General features: G+C 62.3%; 4 protein-coding genes and 1 pseudogene. All 5 read left to right on the top strand.

Annotation, left to right across the window (positions count from 1 at the left end; all coding sequences use genetic code 11):
- Positions 1-27: 27 nt before the first annotated feature.
- A pseudogene (gene tssC / locus HMPREF9538_RS02200) lies at positions 28-1,053 on the top strand (type VI secretion system contractile sheath large subunit); the annotation flags it as partial.
- Between the two features lie 9 nt (positions 1,054-1,062).
- Positions 1,063-2,406, top strand: a complete 1,344-nt coding sequence (gene tssK / locus HMPREF9538_RS02195) for a type VI secretion system baseplate subunit TssK (RefSeq protein WP_009486322.1) — start codon at positions 1,063-1,065, stop codon at positions 2,404-2,406.
- Positions 2,403-3,092: a type VI secretion system protein TssL, short form gene (gene tssL / locus HMPREF9538_RS02190; RefSeq protein WP_009486323.1), complete on the top strand. Its 690-nt coding sequence runs from the start codon at positions 2,403-2,405 to the stop codon at positions 3,090-3,092. Before tssK ends, tssL begins: the two co-directional genes overlap by 4 nt.
- The gene (locus HMPREF9538_RS02185; protein ID WP_009486324.1) at positions 3,089-4,795 is read left to right on the top strand and encodes an OmpA family protein; all 1,707 of its coding nucleotides are present in this window, start codon (positions 3,089-3,091) and stop codon (positions 4,793-4,795) included. Before tssL ends, HMPREF9538_RS02185 begins: the two co-directional genes overlap by 4 nt.
- Positions 4,796-4,799: 4 nt before the next feature.
- Positions 4,800-5,291, top strand: a complete 492-nt coding sequence (gene hcp, locus HMPREF9538_RS02180; protein ID WP_002902160.1) for a type VI secretion system effector Hcp — start codon at positions 4,800-4,802, stop codon at positions 5,289-5,291.
- Positions 5,292-5,348 lie beyond the last annotated feature (57 nt).

Consider the following 5,348-nt stretch of genomic DNA (forward strand, 5'->3'; position numbering starts at 1 on the left):
CACCCCTACCCCGGGGAGTAGCCCCCCCCGGGGGGCGAGCCGATCGGCTCGGTGATCTCGGCCTATGAGTTCGACGCCAGCCCGCAGGATGTGGCGCTGCTGCGCAATATCTCCCGCGTCTCTGCGGCCGCCCATATGCCGTTTATCGGCGCCGTCGGCCCGGCCTTCTTCCTGAAAGAGACCATGGAAGAGGTGGCTGCCATTAAGGATATCGGCAACTACTTCGATCGTGCGGAATATATCCGCTGGAAGGCGTTTCGCGAAACTGACGATGCCCGCTACATCGGCCTGGTGATGCCGCGCGTGCTGGGTCGTCTGCCGTACGGTCCGGACACCGTGCCGGTGCGCAGCTTCAACTATGTCGAGCAGGTGAAGGGCCCGGATCACGAAAAATATCTCTGGACCAGCGCGGCGTTCTCCTTCGCATCTAATATGGTGAAGAGCTTTGTTAACAACGGCTGGTGCGTGCAAATTCGCGGTCCGCAGGCGGGCGGCGCGGTGAAAGATTTGCCTATCCATCTGTACGATCTGGGCACCGGCAACCAGGTGAAGATCCCTTCCGAGGTGATGATCCCGGAGACGCGGGAGTTTGAGTTCGCCAGCCTGGGCTTTATCCCGCTGTCGTACTACAAAAATCGCGATTACGCCTGCTTCTTCTCGGCCAACTCCGCGCAGAAACCGGCGCTGTACGATACCGCCGACGCCACCGCCAACAGCCGTATCAACGCGCGTCTGCCTTATATCTTCCTGCTGTCGCGCATCGCGCACTACCTGAAGATGATCCAGCGCGAGAATATCGGCACCACCAAGGACCGGCGGCTGCTGGAGCTGGAGCTGAACACCTGGGTGCGGAGCCTGGTGACAGAAATGACCGACCCCGGCGACGAGCTGCAGGCCTCCCATCCGCTGCGCGATGCCAGCGTGGTGGTGGAAGATATCGAGGATAACCCGGGCTTCTTCCGCGTGAAGCTGTACGCGGTGCCGCACTTCCAGGTCGAGGGGATGGACGTCAATCTGTCGCTGGTTAGCCAGATGCCAAAGGCGAAGGCGTAGGTTCGGACGATGATGAAAACGGAACGTCCGTTGTGGGGCCGGGGCATTATGGTGTCGCCTCAGCATTTTCAACAGCAGGCTGCGTATGCAGCCTGGACTGCGGAAGTGATTGCCCGGATGGGTCTTAACCACCCCTGGGGAGTGGTTGAGGCGACCTTCGAACCAGAGATGCTCAAACTGGGCCGCCTGCAGGCTCACAGGCTGCAGGTCCGGTTCCAGGATGGCACGATGATTGATACGGACAATGCCGATGCGCTGCCGTCCGCGCTGTCGCTGGACGGCGCATCCGGCGAGGCGGTGATCGTGCTGGCGCTGCCCCTGATGCAGGCGAATGGCGGCAACTGTCTGAAGCCGGAGGAGGTGGCCGAAAGGCCGGCGCGCTTCCGGCAGCGCTGGCGCGATGTCCGTAACCAGTTTGGGGATGATACCCGGCAGATTGCCGTCATACAGCCGGAGCTGACCCTCCGCTTCGCCCACCAGGACAACAGCGATTACCTGACCTGTCCGCTTGTTCGCCTGCAGCGGGACTCGCAGGGGGCCTGGCTTATCGACGAGACGTTTCTCCCGCCGCTGCTGCAGATCCAGGGCAGCCGCTGGCTGGCGACGCAGCTTGAACAGCTGCTCATCCAGCTCCGGGCTCGTCTGACGCGCCTGATGGCCATGCGTCGCGAAAGCAATGAACGGATGGCTGATTTTGCCGTAGCCGATGTCTCTCTGTTCTGGTTGCTGAATGCGCTGAACAGCGCCGAGCCGGTGCTGGGGTACTTTCTGCGTTACCGGCAAAGCCCGCCGGAACGCCTCTACCCGGAGCTGGCGCGCCTGGCTGGTAGCCTGCTGACCTTTTCGCTCACCCATCAGGCGAATGCCGTCCCGATCTATCAGCATGACCAGCTGAACGCGGTTTTTCCGCCGCTGTTTGATTTACTGAGCGACCTGCTGGAGGCGAGCCTGCCATCGCGGGTGGTGGCGATTGCCCTGGAGCATGATGCCCGGCTGCACTTCTGGCAGGCGCGTCTGCACGATGCCCGGCTGCGGGAAGGGGCTGATTACTACCTGTCGGTTCGTTCGTCGGTACCGTTCGCCCAACTGCAGGAGCAGTTTCCGCGACAGTGCAAAGTGGGCAGTCCGGATCATGTCAAAGCCATCGTCAACTCCTCGCGGACAGGGGTGCCCCTCACGCCATTGCGTCATGTGCCGGCGGCGATCCCGCTGCGTCTGGAAAATCAGTATTTCAGCCTCGATGTGTCCCACCCCCTGGCGACGGAAATGCTGCAGAGCGGCACCTGTATGTTTTACGTCCCGGGGATGCTCGGTGAGCCTGAACTTGAACTTTTTGCGGTACTACGAACGTGAATGAGCCTAAACGCGGCAACGCCGCGTCCATTGATATTGATGTGCTGCTGCAGAACACCTGGCTGCAGGTTATCAGCCTGCGCCACGGCCCGCAGTTCCGCGATGAGGAAGGGTACACGCTATGGCAGCGCTGTATTGCTGATGTCGAGCGCGTGCAACATGAGCTGAAGGCGAGCGGGCTTGATGACGCCAGCTGTCAGCATATTCTCACCGCCCAGTGCGCGCTGCTCGATGAAGCCGTGAAAGGGCGCGGCGTGGAGGATGAGGCCTGCCTGCAGTGGTATGACATTCCGCTGCAGGGGCACTTCCTCGGCACCATGGACGCCGGCGACACCCTGTGCGAGCGGATGCGTGATGTGTTGCGTGAACCGGCGCCCAACCTGGCCGTGGTCACCTGTTTTCAGCGGGTGATGCTGCTGGGTTTTATTGGCAGCTTTCGCTCCCTCCACGACCCCGAGCGCCTGAAGCTGGTCAACGCGCTCGGTGAGCGTGTTCCTCCTTTTCAGTGCCCGGCTACCGCTCCCGTACTGGTAGAGAGTCGCGCCCGTCTGGGGATAAGCGGCTGGCTGGCCCCATGGCCGGTACGTATTGGCCTGAGCGTGGTGGTGGTACTCGCCCTGTGGTGGGGGCTCAACCACTGGCTCGATCACCTGCTGCTGACCTTGTTACCGGGGGAGGTGAAATGAGCCCCGCGCAGCAGCGTGGGCTGGCGCTGTGGGCCAGTCTGCTGAGTGCGCTGGTGTGCCTGCTATTTTTGCCGGTTCCCCGCTGGGGGGCGTGGCTCATTCTGCTGGTCACGCTGGCCCTGATCATCGGGATCTGGCGCATCGCCAGTCGTCGTACCGGACGTAACGTCGCATCAACCCTGGCCCCTCTCCCGGAGGGCGCTTATCGCCAGCCGGTGGTCCTCGTTTGCGGCGACCTGCCGTGTGTCTGGCCGCCAGCGTCACCGGTGCGAGTCGTCAAACAGGGCTGCTGGATCCGCGTTGAAAAGACGGAGGAGCTGCAGCAGGTCGCGCGCCAGGTATTGAGCCAGCGGCCGGAATGGGGGCCTCAGCTGTCGGTGCTGCTCTGCGTCTGCCCGCAGCGGCATGCGCAAAGCGATGCGCTGACCAGCGCTCTGCTGGCCCTGCGCTGGCAACTCAGCCAGCTGCGCCAGCAGACGGGGTATGCCGTACCGCTGGCGCTGCAGGGGCAGGTGGGCAGCGCGATGAGTCGCGACCTGTTGTGGCAGGCGGCGATACCGGGTGAAGCGGTGAAAGTCTGGCAGCCCTCCTGCGCCCCCTGTTCCGTACCGGCCTGGGTACGCGCCGGCGGGGCGGCCGCGCTGGAGCAGCAGGTGCTGATGAACAGCCTGATGGGCTGGTCTGAACAGCACGTCCATGCCGTGTTGACGGAAGAGAATACCGACCTGCCACCTCTGACCCCTGCGGCCGTGCTGTGGGGCCTCGGGCCCTCGCTGCCCGGAAGTCTGGCATCGTCGGCCTGGACGACGTGGTTATCCCGACATAGCGGCCTGTCGCGGGTAGCTGGCTGGCAGCCAGATGAGAGCGGCACCGGGGACGCTTCAGCTTTGCCGGAATTCATCCTGCCGCAGTTACCGGCGGGACGGGGACTCACGCCACGAGGCAGGGCCTGGCGCGCGGCGCTCGCGATTTTCACCCTCGCGGCTGTCGCCGCGCTGCTCAGCAGTGGCTGGAACAATCGACAACTGCTGCAGCGCGTTGGCGTCGATATTGCGCGTTATGAGCGGATTGCGATGGATGATTATCGACCAAAAGCCAGCGCTGTCAGGGTGCTGCGTGAAGATGCCGCGCTGCTTGATAGCTGGGCGCGTAACGGCGTCCCGCTGCGCCTGAGTCTGGGCTTATATCGCGGGGAGCAGATTCGCCTGCCGTTGCTGGAGGCGATTCGCGGTTACGTGCCGCCTCCGCCTCCGCCCAGGCCGGTGCAGCGCGTTGCCCCGAACGTCATCCGCCTTGACAGCATGTCGCTATTCGATACCGGGAAATGGGTACTGAAGCCTGGTTCGACAAAGCGGCTGGTCAGCTCGCTGATGGACATTAAGGCCAGGCCCGGGTGGCTGATCGTGGTGGCGGGTCACACCGACAGCGTGGGTGAGGAAAAAGCCAACCAGCTATTGTCGCTGAAACGTGCGGAATCGGTCCGCGACTGGATGCGCGATACCGGCGACGTGCCGGACAGCTGCTTTGCCGTTCAGGGCTATGGCGAAAGCCGACCAATTGCAACAAACGATACGCCGGAAGGCCGTGCGCTGAACCGTCGTGTCGAAATCAGTCTGGTGCCGCAGGTAGACGCCTGCCGGTTACCGGACCAACCCTCTGCGTCATCCCAGGATGATGGCGCTTCACTACACAATGGAGAGTAATTCCATGGCAATTCCTGTTTATCTTTGGCTGAAAGACGACGGCGGCGCGGACATTAAAGGGTCTGTCGACGTTCAGGATCGTGAAGGCAGTATCGAAGTGGTGGCTCAGGAGCATAACCTGTACATCCCGACCGATAACAACACCGGCAAACTGACCGGCACGCGTATTCATACGCCGTTCCTGTTCACCAAGGAGATCGACTCCTCCAGCCCCTACCTGTACAAGGCAGTGACCACCGGCCAGACCCTGAAATCCGCTGAGTTCAAGTGGTACCGAATCAACGATGCCGGCCAGGAAGTGGAGTATTTCAATACCAAACTTGAGAACGTCAAGGTGGTAAAAGTGAATCCCCTGATGCACGACATCAAAAACCCCGCCTACGAGAAGCACAACCATCTGGAACAGATTGAGCTGCGCTACGAGAAGATCACCTGGACCTATAAAGACGGCAACATCATTCACTCCGATAGCTGGAACGAACGCGCCACCGCGTAATTGCCCGTCATATTTCGCGCCGCTGGCGCGCCGGCGGCGCGCGCCCCCCCCCCCCCC

Source organism: Klebsiella sp. MS 92-3 (genome assembly GCF_000195655.1).
Taxonomy (GTDB): Bacteria; Pseudomonadota; Gammaproteobacteria; order Enterobacterales; family Enterobacteriaceae; genus Klebsiella; species Klebsiella pneumoniae.